Source organism: Allobosea sp. P2_A10, from assembly GCF_056405115.1.
In genome coordinates this window covers 108,994-123,206 of sequence record NZ_JBFUCS010000005.1, presented here as the reverse complement: position 1 = coordinate 123,206, position 14,213 = coordinate 108,994, and the positions used below count along the sequence as shown (strand labels likewise).

Here is a 14,213-nt window from a genome sequence, read left to right as displayed (position 1 = left end):
GAATTGATCGCCCAGCCTCGAAAATCGAGGCGCTGGAACATCGCATCGGTCAGCTAAACCGATGTTTCAAAAACTGACAAGGAGGCAGGCCGTCAATTTCCTGCGAATTCGGGGATGGTTCCAAAATTTACGCATAATGCCGCGATTTACGGCTGAAGCAGCCGATTTATGCTCAAACAATCGCCTCGGGAACCGCGTTGACGCTCCTGAAACGCCGGTTCATTGTTGTGACGGACGCCATCCTTCATGGCGTCGCAGCGGAGAAGCCTCATGGCCGTGAGCAGTGCCGAACGTCGGTTCCTCGACAAGATCACGATCGACGAGCCATGGAAGCTGGTCGAGACCTTCTCCACCATGCCGCGCTGGCTGCCCGAGGATGTCAATGCCAGCGCCGACGTCTTCGTCGACCGGCTGAAGGCGCTGGGCGTTCCAGTCGAGGTGCATGAGCCGGAAATCTATCTGTCGATCCCGCTTTCGGCCTCGGTGAAGGCGGGCGGCAAGAACTCGGGGGGCAAGAGCTTCCGCGCCAAGCCGCCATCCTCGACGCTGTCGGTGCCGGGCGGGCTCACCGCACCGCTGGTCAGGCTTGAAGCGAACCCCAAGGCGCTGCGCAGCTACAACCGCGACATCGCCACGCTCTTCGGCGGCTCGATCAAGTCGGTCGAAGAGGTCAAGGCCAGGGTCGGCGGCAAGATCGTCGTGATGTCGGGCTTCGGCAATCCGGCATTGACCTCGTTGATCGAGGAGTGGGGCGGCGTCGGTCTGATCGCGGTCAACCCGGGCATCGACATCCACTGGGGCACCTGCACCACGATCTGGGGTTCGCCCGATCTCTCCGACCTGCCGCGCAAGCCGAAGATTCCGGTCGTTGCGGTCAACAATCTCGACGGGCGCGAGTTGATGGCGCTGGCCGATGCCGGCAGCGAGGTGACGATCTTCACCGAGATGCAGGAGGGCTGGTTCAAGCAGAAGGTCCCGGTCGCCAAGATTCCCGGCGCGGGCGCGTCGAAGGATTTTGTGCTCGTCCACGGCCATTACGACAGCTGGGACGTCGGCGTCGGCGACAATGCGACAGGCGATGCGACGCTGCTCGAACTCGCGCGCGTGTTCTGGCAGAACCGGGCCGAGCTCGACCGCTCGGTCTGGCTCGCCTGGTGGCCCGGCCATTCCACCGGCCGCTATGCCGGCTCGACCTGGTTCACCGACCATTACGCGCTCGAACTCGACGCCCATTGCCTCGCCCAGATCAACTGCGACAGCCCCGGCTGCCGCTGGGCGACGAGCTACCACGAGACGAGGGCGTTTTCGGAAAGCGCTGAACTCGCCACCGGGGTGATCCGCGACATCGTTCCCGAGGCGGACATCAAGATCATGCGTCCGCCGCAGGCCGGCGACTACTCCTTCAACAATATCGGTCTGCCGAGCCTGTTCATGCTGTCCTCGACCATGCCGGAGGCGCTAAGGCACGAGAAGAACTACTACGACGTCTCCGGCTGCGGGGCGAACATCGCCTGGCACACCGAGAACGATACGATCGAGATCGCCGATCGCGACAACCTCCTCACCGACATGAAGATCTACATGCTGGCGGCGCTGCGCATCGCCAATGCCCGCGAACTGCCCTTCGCCTGGGACGCCACCTGCGACGAGTTCCTCGGCACGATCGACCGTTACGAGGCGGCCGCCAAGGGCATGGCCGATCTTGCACCGGCCCGCGAGGTCACGCAGGCCCTGAAATCCGCGCTCGCAAAGCTGGCCAGTTCGCCCGCCCCCGCTGCGAAGAAGAACGAGGCGTTGCGCGACCTGTCGCGCACGCTGGTGCCGATCAACTACACGCGCGAGCCGCGCTTCCGCCACGACCCGGCCTATACGGTTCCGCCGCTGCCGACACTTGCCGTCGCGGCCGAAATCGCGTCGATGCCGGCCGACATGCAGCGCTACGCCGCCGTCGAACTGATGCGCGGCCAGAACCGCTATGTCGCCGCCATGACCGCGGCCCGCCGCGTCGTCGAGGGAGCGATGGCATGACCGCCACCGCCTCGCAGGTCGCGGGCGGCGTCGATGGCGATCTCCTGATGGCGCATTGCGTCGAGTTCGCCAGACGGGTGAAGCTGTCGGGAACGCCGGAGGAACTGGAGAGCGTCCACTACCTGCGGCGCTGCCTCGATTCCTATGGCTGCCGGACGGAACTGCTGTCGCACGATGGCTATATCAGCCTGCCGGGCGCCGCTCACGTCGAAGCGCTCGGGCGCGACCTCACCTGCATCACGCACTCATTCTCGTTGAATTCGCCGCCCGGCGGACTCACCGCGTCGCTCGTCGATCTCGGCGGCGGCAGCGAAGCTGAATTCGCCGCCAACGACTGCAAGGGCAGGATCGCTCTGGTGGACGGCATCGCCAGCCCGGCGGTGGCGGCACGGGCCAAGGCTGCCGGAGCCGCCGGCCTGCTGCATGTCAGCCATCACGAGCATGTCCATGAGATGTGCATCTCGCCGGTCTGGGGCAATCCGTCCGGCGCGACGATCGGCTCAATGCCCACAGCGGTGGTCTGCACCATCACGGCGGCCGATGGCGCCGCCCTGCGCAAGGCGCTGGCGATAGCGGCGCTGGAGGTGACGCTTCACGCCGTCGTCGATACGCGCTGGCGCAAGATCCCGCTCCTCGTTGCCGATATCGATGCAGCGGCAGGAGAGGACGCACCTTTCGTGCTGATGTCGGGCCATCACGACACCTGGTATTATGGCGTGATGGACAATGGCAGCGCCAACGCCACCATGCTGGAGACTGCGCGCGTTCTCGTCGGGCGGAAATCGGAACTGCGGCGCAATGTCCGGATCTGCTTCTGGTCGGGCCATTCGCATGGCCGTTATTCCGGCTCGGCCTGGTACGCCGATCTCAACTGGCGCGACCTCGACCGACGTTGCGCTGCCCATGTGAACGTCGATTCGACCGGTGGCGTCGGCGCCACCGTCTGTGGCGAGAATGGCGTGGTCGCCGCGCTGGCCGGGCTCGCCCGCGATGCGACGGAAGCCGAGGCCGGGCAGAAACATCTCGGCAAGCGACCCTCGCGTTCCAGCGACCAATCCTTCTGGGGCATCGGCATCCCCTCCATCTACGGCACGATCAGCCACCAATCGGCGGGCCAGGAGAAAATGCGCCACGCGCTCGGCTGGTGGTGGCATACGCCGGAGGACCTGCTCGACAAGATCAACCGGGATTTCCTCATTCGCGACACGCGTATCGTGCTGCATACGATGTGGCGGCTGGCGACCGATCCGGTCCTGCCGATCGATCCGGCGGAGGAGCTTGACGCGCTGGCGCGGGAACTCGCGGCGATCAGGCCGCTCGACGCCGATTTTCTCGGTCCGGTGGAGACCGCGCTCGCCAGGACCCGCGCCGCGTTCGATGTCCTCGCCGAAAACCGGCCGACCGACGAGGTCGGCTGCGCCAAGCGTAATACTGCGCTGATAGGCGCCTGCCGGGCGCTGGTCCCTGTCGACTACACGCGGGGCGACCGCTTCGACCATGATGCGGCGCTGCCGCAAAATGCCTGGCCCGTGCTCGACGGCTTCCGCGCGCTCGCGGCCGCACCCCCGGGCTCAGACGCGTCCCGGTTCGCGATGGTCGGGGCGCTCCGCGCGAGGAACCGGCTGCTGAGCGCGCTCGAAGAGACCGAGGCGGCAGTCAAGGCGGGTTGAACCTGTTTGGGCCCAACACCGCCCGTTGACTGCTCCTTGCCGGCCCTTGCCACGACGGTTTCGCGAGGGCGTAGCCCATGCCGCTCGATCCTTCGTGGTCAGGACGCGCTTGCCGGCCAGCGTCAGGCTGTCGTCCCGACAAGCTTGTCCTGCGTCCTCGTGTCGAAATCGCCGGCGTCGTGACGCTCGTGCAACTGGCTCGAGGGCTCGCCTGAGGTACGGTTGACCATTCGGCCGCGGGCCACTGCGGGCCGGGCGAAGAGCTGGTCGGCCCAGCGGACGACGTTCTTGTAGTCCTGCACGGCGAGGAACTCGGCCGCGCCGTACTGCCAACCCTTCACCAGCCCGCCATACCAGGGCCAGATCGCCATATCGGCAATGGTGTAGTCCTTGCCGGAGATGAATTCGTTGTCGGCAAGACGCCGGTCGAGCACGTCGAGCTGGCGCTTCACCTCCATGGCGTAGCGGTTGATCGGGTATTCGAGCTTGGTCGGTGCGTAGGCGTAGAAATGGCCGAAGCCGCCGCCGAGGAAGGGCGCCGAGCCCATCTGCCAGAACAGCCAGGACAGCGTCTCGGCCCGCGCCGCCGGCTCCGTCGGCAGGAAGGCGCCGAACTTCTCGGCGAGATGCATCAGGATCGCGCCGGATTCGAAGATGCGGATGGGTTTTGGCCCGCTGCGGTCCATCATTGCCGGAATCTTGGAGTTGGGATTGATCTCGACAAAACCGGACCCGAACTGATCGCCATCGCCGATCTTGATCAGCCAGGCGTCGTATTCGGCGCCGCTATGGCCAAGCGCCAGCAGCTCCTCCAGCATGACCGTGACCTTGATGCCATTCGGCGTGCCCAGCGAATAAAGCTGCAGCGGATGCTTGCCGATGGGCAGCTCCTTGTCCTGGGTCGCGCCGGCGATCGGCCGGTTGATGTTGGCGAATCTGCCGCCGCTGGCCTTGTCCCAGGTCCAGATTTTGGGCGGGACGTATTCAGTGCTGTCGGTCATGATCGTGCTCCGGAGGGACGGTTAGGCTGCGGGCGGGAAATTCGACGGGAAGAGCGCGCGTTTGGCCTCTTCGTCGCGAACCTGCTTGAACGGATGGTCCTTGCCGACCTCGCGCGCACGGGCCACGGCCGGTCGCGCCTCGACCATGTCGAACAGGCGCTTGAGGTTGGGGAACGGCGCCAGCGGATCCTCGGCCCCCTTGAGTACGCGCGAGGCGCGGTCGAGCCAGCCCCAGGCGGATATGTCGGCGATCGTGTATGTCTCGCCTACAATATAGGTCCGCCCCTCAAGGTGGTCTTCAAGGACCTGATAGTGGCGCTCGGCCTCGCGGCGGTAGCGGTTCACCGCATAGTCGAGACCCTCGGGGGCGGCGAACTGGAAATGCACGGCCTGTCCCGAGAACGGACCGAGGCCCGACGCGATGAACAAAAGCCATGAGAGCAACTCCGGCCTGTCGTCGGCCTTACCGAGAAACCGCCCGGTCTTCTCCGCGAGGTAGATCAGGATGGCCGTCGAATCGAAGACCCGCGCCTCGCGGCCGCCTGGCCCTTCCGTATCCACGATCGCGGGCACCTTGCCGTTGGGATTGACCGCCCGGAACGAGGCTGCGTGCTGTTCGCCCTTGCTGGTGTCGACGGCGATCGCCTCATAGGGCAGGCCGGTTTCCTCCAGGAACAATGCGACCTTCGCCGGGTTCGGCGTCGGATGGAAATAGAAGCGGATCATCGCGATTTCCTTTGTGTCGGGGCTTGATCGGCCATGCCGTGGCCGCGGGCTCCGGGCGAAATGGCGGCCGCGGTGAAGGCCTCGGCATCGGCCATGGCCTAGTGGCCTGCGGTGCGAAGTGCCGCCAGGATTGCCTCGGGCTCCAGGCGATTGCGATAATCGACGTCGAGAAAGGCGAGCGCGACCCGCCCATCCTTGCCGATGACATAGGTTGCCGGAACCGGAAGCTCCCAGCTCTCATCGCCATTGATCGTCGGCAGCGCCTTGCCGTTCGAGCGCAGCGCATCGCGCAGTTCGTCTGGCAAGGCGTAGACGAGCGCGTAGGAACGCGCGACGGCGTTGCCGACGTCGCTGAGCACGTCGAACGTCAGCGCGTTCTTCTCCACCGTGCTGAGCGAAGCGTCGGGACTCTGGGGTGAAACAGCGAGCAGACGCGCGCCTGTCTCGGCAATCTCCGGCAGGATCGCCTGGTAGGCGCGGAGCTGGATATTGCAATAGGGACACCAGCCGCCGCGGTAGAAGGTCAGCACGACCGGCCCCGATTGCAGCAGGTCGCCGAGCAGGACGCGGCCGCCGCTGGCGTTGGGCAGGTCGAAGCCCGGGGCGTTCGCACCCAGCCCGATTGCCTCTTCTCGGGCGAATGATGCACGGAGCTCTTCGATTTTGGCCTCGTACAAGGCAGGACGACCTGCCGGCGCGATCCGCATGAACTCGGCCTTGAACGCCGCGAGTTCCTGTTCGAGGCTCATGAGCGAAGTCCCTTCCGCCGCCGCAGCACCCGAAGAGGACGCCGACTTGTATTTTAGTTCGATTGTTCTAAAATACATGAGGCGCCTTCAAAGGCAAGATGCTCTCGGCAGGGATCGGGATGGGCAGGCCAAGGGAATTCGACGAGGGAGCCGTGCTCGATGCGGCGGTCCAGTGCTTCTGGAGCCGCGGCTACGAGGCGACATCGATCCGCGACCTGATAGCGAACACCGGCGTGACCGGAGCCAGCCTCTACAATGCGTTCGGCGACAAGCGCGCCTTCTATCAGCGTGCGCTCGACCATTACGTCGAGCGCAGCATCGGCGAGCGTATCGGGCGCTGTGAGAGCATGGAGCCTCGCGCGGCGATCGAGGCATTCCTCGGCGAGATTGTGAGACGATCGCTTGAAGACACCGAAAACAAGGGTTGCATGCTGGTGAATGCGGCGCTCGACGTCGCGCCTGACGATCCGATGTTCCGGGACGTCGTGGCTGGCGTCCTTTTGCGCATGGAGGCCTTCTTCCTGCGCCATGTCAGGCAGGGTCAGGCGGATGGCTCGATCACCTTGTCGCAGACGGCCGATGATCTGGCGCGGCACCTGCTCGGCGTGCTGATGGGCGTTCGCGTCCTCGCGCGGGTGCGGCCGGACCGGGCCCTGCTCGAAGGGGTGGTCAGGCCTGCGCTGGCGTTTTTGGCCGCGGATAAGGCTCCGGCGGCGGCGGAGCCTATCGCGCAGTAGCCAACCAACCCATGTCCGGTATCAGGCAGCGGCGCCGGTCCCGTGCTTGACGCCCCGCCACGGCCTAAACCGGCAACCTCACCGTCGCCCGCAATCCCCCCAGGGCTGAATCCGCCAGGATGATGTCTCCGCCATGGGCGCGGGCGATGTCGCGGGCGATGGCGAGGCCCAGCCCCGTGCCGCCTGAATCGACGTTGCGGGCCTCGTCCAGCCGGAAGAACGGGCGAAACACCTCCTCGCGCTGTTCGGGCGCGATGCCCGGGCCGTCATCATCGACCATGACGATGAGGTAGCGCGCGTCATGCGTGGCGCGGATCGCGATGCGGTCGCCATAGCGGGCGGCATTCGAGACGAGGTTGGTCAGCAGGCGGCGGAAGGCATCGGGCCGGATCACGACGAGCGGGTCGCCAACGACTTCCAGTTCGGTCTGGTGGCCCTGCCGCTCGGCATCGGCCTTCAGCTCCTCCAGCAGAGCGCGGATGTCGGTCTCGACCGCCGCTTCACCGGCATCACCGCGCGCGAAGGCGAGGTAGTCCTCCAGCATGCGGCTCATCTCGTCGACGTCCTTCTCGAGCGCATCGATCTCGGACGAGCGCTCCAGCAAGGCGAGCGAGAGCTTGAAGCGGGTCAGGATCGTGCGCAGATCGTGGCTGACGCCGTTGAGCATCGTCGTGCGCTCGCCGATGGCGCGCTCGACGCGGCGCTTCATCTCGATGAAGGCGTTGCCGGCGCGCCGGACCTCGCGCGCGCCGCGCGGCCGGAACTCGGCGTCGCGGCCTTTGCCGAAGGCCTCGGCCGCGTCGGCGAGCTTGAGGATCGGGCGGATCTGGTTGCGCAGGAACAGCACGGCGATCGTCAGCAGGATCATGGATGTGCCCAGCATCCAGAGCAGGAAGATGTGGCTGTTGGAGGCATAGGCCTGGTTGCGCCGCGTCAGCACGCGCATCACGTCCTTACCGAGCTTGATGCGGATCTCGATCAGGCTGGAGCGGCCGACCGTGTCGAGCCAGAACGGCCGCGCCACCTGCTGGCTGAGCTCGGTCGAGAGCGCGTTGTCGAGGATCGAGAAAAACGGCTTGGGTCCAGGCGCCGGCAGGTCGGAATCAGGCAGGATATCGACGTCCATGCCGAGCCGTTCGGCTGCGATCCGGGAGAGGACGCTGGCGTCGGCGTCCTGTGGATAGCTTTCATAAACGTCGATCACGGCTGCGATGTCGGCCGAGACGGCGGACGACAGGCGCTGCGTCACCGTCTGCCAGTGCCTTTCCATGAAGACATAGGCGATGACCGATTGCAGCAGCACCACCGGCGCGATCACGATGACCAGCGCACGGGGATAAAGCCCCTTGGGCATGTAGCGCGCCACCGCCTGCAGCGGCCGGCCGACGAATTTCAGGACGGGCCTGAGCGCGCGGTTGAGGCGCGAGCGCCATTGCGCGGCGGCGGAGACCGCCCGGCCCAGGCCCGCGCCGGCGAACCGGCCGAGCCGGCCTTTCCGGTCGACGGGCTGGAGCGGCGTCATGCGCGATCCGTGACGAGGCGGTAGCCGACGCCGCGCACGGTCTGGAGATAGAGCGGGTCGGCCGGGTCGCGCTCGATCTTGCGGCGCAGGCGGTTCATCTGGACGTCGACGGTACGGTCGTTGCCGGCGGTGCCCTGCGCCGCAAGCTGCTCGCGCGGCACGACTTCGCTTGGGCTTGTCGCCAGCGCGGTCAGGATCTCGCGCTCGCGCTCGGTGAGGCGGATCGCCTCCTCGCCCTTGCGCAGTTCGCCGCGCGCCAGCCCGTAGATGAACGGGCCGAAGCGCACGAAATCGGGCCGCGTGCCCGATTGCGCGGCGTCGACCAGCACGGTGCGCTTCAGGATGTTGCCGAGCCTTAGCAGCAATTCGCGCGGCTCGAACGGTTTTGCGAGATAGTCGTCGACGCCGATTTCGAGGCCGTTGATGCGGTCCTTGGAGTCGGCGCGCGCGGTCAGCATCAGGATCGGCAGGGCTGAATCGACACGGAAGCGCCTGGCGAAATCAAAGCCGTTCTCGCCGGGCATCATGATGTCGAGCACGAGCGCATCGAAGACGAGCTGGCCCAGCCGCGTATCAGCCTCGGCGGCGTTGGCGGCGGTGGTGACGCGGTAGCCGTTGTCGCCAAGAAAGCGCGCCAGCAGGTCGCGCAGGCGGCGGTCGTCATCGACCACGAGGATGTGTGGGGCTTCGTCGGGAAGCGGCTTGCGCAAGGCAGCGGCGGCCATCGGCTGATCGATCCCTGTCCCTAGCGTCGCCTGTATGGCCGAGGCATTGACCCTGGCGCGGCATGGCGACGGCGATGTGTCGCCCGCCGCCAGCCCCGATCAAGGCTCAGCGCGTGGCGAGGAAGGCTTGCACCTTGTGGCGTTCGGCGGCGTCGATCAACCCTTTGAGGTAGCGCGCGATGGTCTCGCCCGATTCGGCGCCGACGTCGCCGAGCGCCGCATTGATGCGTTTTGCCTGCAGCTGCACGAGTCTCAACGCCAGCTCCTGGCCGGCCGCGGTGGTGTGGAGATGGCGCTGGCGCTTGTCCTGCACGCCGGTGCGCTGCTCGACGAAGCCGGTCTCGACCAGTTCCTTCAGCACGCGGTTGAGGCTCTGCTTGGTGATCTGCAGGATGTCGAGCAGTTCGGCGATGGTCAGGCCCGGCCGGCGCTGGACGAAATGCAGGACGCGGTGATGGGCCCGGCCGAAGCCGTAATCGGCGAGGATGCGGTCGGGATCGCCGACGAAATCGCGATAGGCGAAGAACAAAAGCTCGATCAGATCATGCGGCACAGCGTCCGTCGCCGCGGCCAGCCGCGTCGTGTCGATCTGCCCTGCGTGCATGTCCGCCACGAAATTCATCTCCGTATACGTCAGTGATGTTGACATATCTCAGACGCAAGATTACCGGTCAAGCGCGCTTGGCGACGGAATATGTCGCAATTGACCGTCGCTGCGCATTATTCGGTCCAGGCTTGCGCCGCAAGCGCCGCTATGGCGGTGTTGAGGGCTTAGAACGACGTCCAAGGAAAGACGTCCAAGGAGAAGCACCATGTCAGTCATTCCTTTCGACCAGCGCGACGGCGTCATCTGGTTCGACGGCAAGCTCGTGCCGTGGAAGGACGCCAAGGTGCACGTACTCACCCATGGCCTGCACTACGGCTCCTGCGTGTTCGAGGGCGAGCGCTCCTATGACGGCGTCATCTACAAGGGCACCGAGCACTCGAAGCGCTTTCACAAATCGGCGGAGATCATGGATTTCACGATCCCCTGGTCGGTCGAGGAGCTCGACGCCGCCAAGGCGCTGTGCCTGAAGGAGAACGGCCTGAAGGACGCCTATATCCGCCCGGTCGCCTGGCGCGGCTCGGAGATGATGGCGGTCTCGGGCATCAACAACACGATCCACACCGCGATCGCGGTCTGGGAATGGCCGTCGATGTTCGACATGGCGCAGAAGCTGAAGGGCGTGCGCCTCGATGTCGCCGAGTATCGCAGGCCCGATCCGGCCTGCGCGCCGGTCCATGCGAAGGCTGCGGGTCTCTACATGATCTGCTCGCTCTCCAAGCACAAGGCGGAGCGGGCCGGCTATGCCGACGCGATGATGCTCGATTGGGAAGGCAACGTCGCCGAGTGCACCGGCGCCAACATCTTCTTCATCAAGGACGGCGTGATCCACACCCCGCTCGCCGACCGCTTCCTCAACGGCCTGACCCGCCAGTCGGTGATCGAGCAGTGCAGGAAGCGCGGCTTCGAGGTGATCGAGCGCCGGATCAGGCCCGAGGAGCTCGAAGGCTTCGCCGAATGCTTCATCACCGGCTCCGCCGCCGAGGTGACGCTTGTCTCCGAAATCGGCCCCTATTCCTTCATCACCGGCAATATGGGCCGGGTGATCATGGAGGATTACTCCGACGCGGTGCGTCCGGGGAAGAAGGCGGCCTGAGCACCAGCCTCGATCTCAATCGTCATGCTCGCCCTTGTGGCGAGCATGACATCTTCGTCACAGCGCCCGACCACGGAAGACGTGGATGGTGGGGGCAGGCCCGACCATGACGGATGTGGCCAGCGCTACTTCCCGACCCTGACCTCGCTGCGCCAGAGCACCAGCCAGTCGTCGCCGGGCAGCAGGCCACGGCAGGTCGGCATGTCCTCGTAGCCCGTCAGCACAAAATCCTTGCCGGTCCAGGCATAAACGCCGAGGCTGCCGCAATCGCCGGGGCCGCGCCCTTTCTCATTGAATTCGAGCTTGCCCGTCTCGGGGCTGTATTCGGCGTTGATCAGCCGGTTTCCGGTCGGCTTTCCGGGTCTCTGGAAAGCGAGCTTGCGCGCCTTGCCGGCATCCGCGCCGGGCATGATCCAGAAGCCGGTTGCGTAGTTGTAGGCTCCGCCGAAGCAGGACAGCATGACGAGGTTTTCGCTGCGGCTGAGCGCTACGGCGCGGTCCATCTCCCGCAAGGATTCGGTGTCCTCGCAGTCCGGGTCGGTTTTCGCCACGCGGGCGCGCAGGGCTGTTGTCATTGCCTTGACGCGGGCCGGCGTCAGGGCCGGCAGACCGGCCGTCGGCATCGTCGTCACGACCGGCAGCGGCTTCGCCTGCGGAGCTTGGGTCGCGGGATTCGCGCCCTTGCGGATCAGTGCGTCGGCCGTCCCCAGCCGGCCCTGCTGTTCGTCGATCCAGAGCAAGGCGGCGACAGCCCCCGAGAGCGAGGCGTCGTAGCGTATCTTGGCCATGGTGGCCTGCACGGCTGTCGCCTTGCGCGCCGCCTCGATCAGCGTCAGCGTCTGCTCGGCGGAGAAAGTGACCCTGGCCGTTTCGAGGTCGACGATCGTGGCCGCCGGCGTCTGGCCGGATGCCGGGAAGGGCTGGCTGTCGATACTGATGGCGACGGGAGGAGCTTCCCTCAGCGTGTCGGCCCTCAGGATCAGGCTCAGGCTGGGTTCGGCGGCCGCTCCCGCCTTGCGCTCCAGCCTCAGCATCCCGGCGAAGCTCGCGCCCTCGGCCGGCATGGACTGGGCCACGCAGCTTCCGAGGTTGTCGCAACCCGCGATCCATTCGCGGAAGAGCTTGCTTGCCGGCTCGGCTGCCGGGGCGGGCGTGCAGGCGAGAGCGGCGAGGCAAAGCGCGATGGCCGAACCTTGCGCGGAGGATCGTCGGCTCATGGCACGGTCTTCTGCGTGCCGCGATAGGTCACCGGCCAGTCATCGGGCGGAATCTGCCGGCATTCGCCCATTTCCGAACGCTCAAGGATGGCAAAACCCGAGCCGGTCCAGCTATAGGCGCCCTGAACGCCGCAATCCCCGATGCCGCGCGCCTTGTCGAAATAACCGAGCCGGCCGGTTGCCGGATCGTAGTCGGCGTTGACCAGCACGTTGTCGGCGAGCTCGTCGAAGCCAGCCTTGCTGGCCTTGGCGATGCCGCTTCCGGGCACGATCCAGAAGTATGTCGAGAGGTTGTAGGCACCGCGCGAGCAGGCGAGACCGACAAGGCGCAGGCCGGCGTCGAGCGGCCAGACCTGATCCATCCCGGCGAGATCGTCCTCGCAGGAATCGGGATTGCGGCGGTTGACCTGCCGGCGCAGCGCCGTGGTCAGCGCTTTACCGGCGGCAGCGGCGATCGCGGGCGCTTTCGTCACGGTCGCCGGCACGCTCGGCAGCGGCAGCGCGGCGGGGACGGCCGTGCCCGGGCCCTTGCGGATCAGCGCCGATGTCGTGTTGAGCCGTCCCTGCTGCTCGTCGATCCAGAGCATCGCGGCGACCGAGCCGGCAAGCGAGATGTCGAGGCTCTTGCCGGCGATCGCCACCGTCAGTTTCGTCGCCTTTCGGGCGGCGGCGATCAGGGCCTCAGCGTCTGCGGGCGGCAGCGCGATCGTCGCGTCGGCCCCATCGGCGATGGTCGCCGCAAAGCGCCTGCCGGCCGCGGGAAACGCCGCTCCGTCGAGCGCGAGCGCGATGTCCAGCGGAGCCTTCAGGGTCTCGGCGCGAATCCGGATCGCCAGTGCGAGAGCGCCGGCCGGCCCGGCCGGGCGCGTCAGCCTGAGGTAAGCGACATCGTCGCCGCCCTCGGCTGGCAGCGACAGCGCCGTGCAGCTCTTCACGTTGTCGCAAGCCGCAAGCCAGTCGCGGAAACCCTTGCTGTCGGCTTTGGCCGCACTGACGAATGCCATCACCAGCGCCGGGCCGAGCAGGACACCCTGCAGTGCGCGCATCGCGTTCCTCCTCCGCATGGGCTATTTCATGACCCTGATCTCGCTGCGGAACAGCGTCGTCCACTCGTCCGGCGGAAGGCCCCGGCAGACCTCCATGGCGCTCAGCCTCGTCACCACGAAGGCCGATCCGGTCCAGGCATAGCCGCCCGCGCTGCCGCAATCGCCGACGCCACGATCCTTGCCGTAATAGCTGATCTCCGTCGTGCGGGGGTCGAAATCCGTGTTGACCAGGACGTTGTCCTTCCGGCCCGGAAAGCTGGCAGGCCTGGCGTTCGCGCCGGAATTGCCGCCTGCGATCCAGTAACCCGTCGCGGAATTATAGGCGCCGAGGCCGCAATGCAGGGCGATCAGCCTGTGGGTCGCGTCGAGCGGAAAGACCCTGTCCTCGTTGGTGTTGACGCTCTCAAGATCGCCGCAAGGCTCTGCTTTGACCCGTGCGCGCAACGCCGTCGTCAGCGCCCTGGCCGCCTTCGCGTCGATCTTGGGCAGCGTGTCGGTCGCCCGCACGCCAATCACCGGCTTTTTCGGCTCCGGCGGCACGCTTGTCGCGGGTGCGCCGCCCTTGCGGATGAGGGCATCGACGGTGCCGAGCCGGCCCTGCCGCTCGTCGATCAGGAGCAGCGCCGCGACCGCGCCCGCGAGCGAGATGGTGAAGCGCTTGTCGTCGAAGCGGAGCTCCAGTTTTTCCGCCTTGCGTGCGGAGGCGATCAGCGCCGCGATGTCGTCGCTCGACAGCTCGATCTCGCCGGTTTCGTCGCCCCAGGAGGTGCCGTCGAACCGGCGTCCGGCTGTCGGGAAGGGCGTGCCGTCCAGGCTCAGTTCAGCTGCGTATCTTCTCTCGAATTTGGCGTCGTCGCGCAGGTTGATGACGAGCTTGGGCGCTGCATTCGGGCCGGCTTTGCGTTCGAGCCGGAGATAGGCCATCTGCGTTGGCGCAGCCTCGCCCGGCAGCGACATCGCCACGCACAGGTTGAGATTGTCGCAGCCGGCGACCCAGTCGCGAAAGACCTTGTTGCTCAACTCGGCCGCGTGAGCGGGCAAGCCGGAGACCAGCGCCAATACTGGAAGCAGGCCGGCCCAGCGTCTCACCGC

Annotated in this window: 13 protein-coding genes; 4 read left to right on the top strand and 9 right to left on the bottom strand. The window is 66.3% G+C overall.

Translation table 11 applies throughout. The annotated features are described in order from the left end of the window. The first annotated feature begins 270 nt into the window (after positions 1 to 270). Positions 271 to 2,028: a M28 family metallopeptidase gene (locus AC1DZY_RS09585; RefSeq protein WP_476819877.1), complete on the top strand. Its 1,758-nt coding sequence runs from the start codon at positions 271 to 273 to the stop codon at positions 2,026 to 2,028. Further along, positions 2,025 to 3,698 (top strand): M28 family metallopeptidase, encoded by a 1,674-nt coding sequence (locus AC1DZY_RS09580; protein ID WP_476819876.1) that lies wholly within the window; start codon positions 2,025 to 2,027, stop codon positions 3,696 to 3,698. The genes AC1DZY_RS09585 and AC1DZY_RS09580 overlap by 4 nt, the downstream gene beginning before the upstream one ends. A 122-nt stretch (positions 3,699 to 3,820) precedes the next feature. Here the strand turns inward: AC1DZY_RS09580 and yghU are convergent, their stop codons facing one another. The 3 genes from yghU to AC1DZY_RS09565 form a co-directional block, all read right to left on the bottom strand. After that, complete coding sequence (gene yghU / locus AC1DZY_RS09575; RefSeq protein WP_476819875.1) at positions 3,821 to 4,699, bottom strand: glutathione-dependent disulfide-bond oxidoreductase; 879 nt, start codon at positions 4,697 to 4,699, stop codon at positions 3,821 to 3,823. A 21-nt stretch (positions 4,700 to 4,720) separates the two neighbouring features. Beyond that, complete coding sequence (locus AC1DZY_RS09570; RefSeq protein ID WP_476819874.1) at positions 4,721 to 5,425, bottom strand: glutathione S-transferase family protein; 705 nt, start codon at positions 5,423 to 5,425, stop codon at positions 4,721 to 4,723. A gap of 98 nt (positions 5,426 to 5,523) precedes the next feature. Next, a complete protein-coding gene (locus AC1DZY_RS09565; protein WP_476819873.1) occupies positions 5,524 to 6,174 on the bottom strand; it encodes a peroxiredoxin-like family protein in 651 nt (216 codons plus the stop codon). 119 nt (positions 6,175 to 6,293) lie between these two features. Between AC1DZY_RS09565 and AC1DZY_RS09560 the strand changes: the two genes are divergently transcribed. Continuing rightward, positions 6,294 to 6,911, top strand: coding sequence for a TetR/AcrR family transcriptional regulator (locus tag AC1DZY_RS09560; RefSeq protein WP_476819872.1), 618 nt, complete (start codon positions 6,294 to 6,296; stop codon positions 6,909 to 6,911). A gap of 64 nt (positions 6,912 to 6,975) precedes the next feature. Here the strand turns inward: AC1DZY_RS09560 and AC1DZY_RS09555 are convergent, their stop codons facing one another. The 3 genes from AC1DZY_RS09555 to AC1DZY_RS09545 form a co-directional block, all read right to left on the bottom strand. Continuing rightward, complete coding sequence (locus AC1DZY_RS09555; RefSeq protein WP_476819871.1) at positions 6,976 to 8,433, bottom strand: ATP-binding protein; 1,458 nt, start codon at positions 8,431 to 8,433, stop codon at positions 6,976 to 6,978. Beyond that, positions 8,430 to 9,158, bottom strand: coding sequence for a response regulator (locus AC1DZY_RS09550; protein WP_476819870.1), 729 nt, complete (start codon positions 9,156 to 9,158; stop codon positions 8,430 to 8,432). Before AC1DZY_RS09550 ends, AC1DZY_RS09555 begins: the two co-directional genes overlap by 4 nt. A 106-nt stretch (positions 9,159 to 9,264) precedes the next feature. Then, positions 9,265 to 9,762 carry a MarR family winged helix-turn-helix transcriptional regulator gene (locus AC1DZY_RS09545; protein ID WP_476820032.1) on the bottom strand — a complete coding sequence of 166 codons (498 nt, stop codon included), beginning with the start codon at positions 9,760 to 9,762 and terminating at the stop codon, positions 9,265 to 9,267. 208 nt (positions 9,763 to 9,970) lie between these two features. On the opposite strand from AC1DZY_RS09545, the gene AC1DZY_RS09540 reads away from it, so the two are divergent. After that, complete coding sequence (locus AC1DZY_RS09540) at positions 9,971 to 10,858, top strand: branched-chain amino acid aminotransferase (protein ID WP_476819869.1); 888 nt, start codon at positions 9,971 to 9,973, stop codon at positions 10,856 to 10,858. Positions 10,859 to 10,983: 125 nt separating this feature from the next. Here AC1DZY_RS09540 and AC1DZY_RS09535 read toward each other — a convergent pair whose 3' ends face one another. Genes AC1DZY_RS09535 through AC1DZY_RS09525 form a run of 3 tightly spaced genes read right to left on the bottom strand, consistent with a single transcriptional unit; the run spans position 10,984 to position 14,210 of the window. Further along, on the bottom strand, positions 10,984 to 12,075 hold the full coding sequence (locus AC1DZY_RS09535; RefSeq protein WP_476819868.1) for a DUF1176 domain-containing protein: 1,092 nt from the start codon (positions 12,073 to 12,075) through the stop codon (positions 10,984 to 10,986). After that, complete coding sequence (locus tag AC1DZY_RS09530) at positions 12,072 to 13,121, bottom strand: DUF1176 domain-containing protein (protein WP_476819867.1); 1,050 nt, start codon at positions 13,119 to 13,121, stop codon at positions 12,072 to 12,074. Before AC1DZY_RS09530 ends, AC1DZY_RS09535 begins: the two co-directional genes overlap by 4 nt. 21 nt (positions 13,122 to 13,142) lie before the next feature. Further along, positions 13,143 to 14,210, bottom strand: coding sequence for a DUF1176 domain-containing protein (locus tag AC1DZY_RS09525; RefSeq protein ID WP_476819866.1), 1,068 nt, complete (start codon positions 14,208 to 14,210; stop codon positions 13,143 to 13,145). Between the last annotated feature and the right edge of the window lie 3 nt (positions 14,211 to 14,213).

Excerpts from the sequence above, each read along its gene's own strand:
- AC1DZY_RS09585 (WP_476819877.1), top strand. The coding sequence starts at position 271 with ATGGCCGTGAGCAGTGCCGAACGTCGGTTCCTCGACAAGATCACGATC.
- AC1DZY_RS09580 (WP_476819876.1), top strand. The coding sequence starts at position 2,025 with ATGACCGCCACCGCCTCGCAGGTCGCGGGCGGCGTCGATGGCGATCTC.
- yghU (WP_476819875.1), bottom strand. The coding sequence starts at position 4,699 with ATGACCGACAGCACTGAATACGTCCCGCCCAAAATCTGGACCTGGGAC.
- AC1DZY_RS09570 (WP_476819874.1), bottom strand. The coding sequence starts at position 5,425 with ATGATCCGCTTCTATTTCCATCCGACGCCGAACCCGGCGAAGGTCGCA.
- AC1DZY_RS09565 (WP_476819873.1), bottom strand. The coding sequence starts at position 6,174 with ATGAGCCTCGAACAGGAACTCGCGGCGTTCAAGGCCGAGTTCATGCGG.
- AC1DZY_RS09560 (WP_476819872.1), top strand. The coding sequence starts at position 6,294 with ATGGGCAGGCCAAGGGAATTCGACGAGGGAGCCGTGCTCGATGCGGCG.
- AC1DZY_RS09555 (WP_476819871.1), bottom strand. The coding sequence starts at position 8,433 with ATGACGCCGCTCCAGCCCGTCGACCGGAAAGGCCGGCTCGGCCGGTTC.
- AC1DZY_RS09550 (WP_476819870.1), bottom strand. The coding sequence starts at position 9,158 with ATGGCCGCCGCTGCCTTGCGCAAGCCGCTTCCCGACGAAGCCCCACAC.
- AC1DZY_RS09545 (WP_476820032.1), bottom strand. The coding sequence starts at position 9,762 with ATGCACGCAGGGCAGATCGACACGACGCGGCTGGCCGCGGCGACGGAC.
- AC1DZY_RS09540 (WP_476819869.1), top strand. The coding sequence starts at position 9,971 with ATGTCAGTCATTCCTTTCGACCAGCGCGACGGCGTCATCTGGTTCGAC.
- AC1DZY_RS09535 (WP_476819868.1), bottom strand. The coding sequence starts at position 12,075 with ATGAGCCGACGATCCTCCGCGCAAGGTTCGGCCATCGCGCTTTGCCTC.
- AC1DZY_RS09530 (WP_476819867.1), bottom strand. The coding sequence starts at position 13,121 with ATGCGCGCACTGCAGGGTGTCCTGCTCGGCCCGGCGCTGGTGATGGCA.